Genomic DNA, 527 nt, shown 5'->3' with positions numbered 1-527 from the left:
GTCGTCGTGGCCAGATCCAGGGCCAGGAAGCGCGCGGCGTGGCCGTCGTCATCAACGCGATGGTGCCGCTCGCCAACATGTTCAAGTACGTCGACAACCTGCGCTCGATGAGCCAGGGCCGCGCGGCCTACACGATGCAGTTCGATCATTACGAGCCTGTGCCGACCGCGGTCGCCCAGGAAGTTCAGAAGAAATACGCGTAACCTGAACGGGTTGCAGCAGTAACTTAATTCAAGGCCCGCACGGGCGAGCAGGATTGGAGACATCACATGGCAAAAGGTAAATTCGAGCGTAACAAGCCTCATGTGAACATCGGCACGATTGGTCACGTTGACCATGGCAAGACGTCGCTGACGGCGGCGATCACGAAGTATTTTGGCGAGTACAAGCGCTACGACCAGATCGATGCGGCGCCGGAAGAGAAGGCACGCGGCATCACCATCTCGACGGCTCACGTCGAATACGAGACGGCTGCCCGCCACTACGCCCACGTCGACTGCCCCGGCCACGCCGACTATGTGAAGAAC

Annotated in this window: 2 protein-coding genes; both read left to right on the top strand. The window is 59.8% G+C overall.

The window, feature by feature from the left end; all coding sequences use genetic code 11:
- Positions 1 to 203 (top strand): hypothetical protein (locus AC1DX0_RS37025; protein ID WP_477359666.1); only part of this gene is annotated, 203 nt, incomplete at its 5' end.
- Between the two features lie 66 nt (positions 204 to 269).
- Positions 270 to 527 (top strand): GTP-binding protein (locus tag AC1DX0_RS37020; protein ID WP_477359062.1); only part of this gene is annotated, 258 nt, incomplete at its 3' end.

Source organism: Mesorhizobium sp. P3_A9 (assembly GCF_056402975.1).
This window is presented reverse-complemented; position numbering and strand designations above follow the sequence as displayed.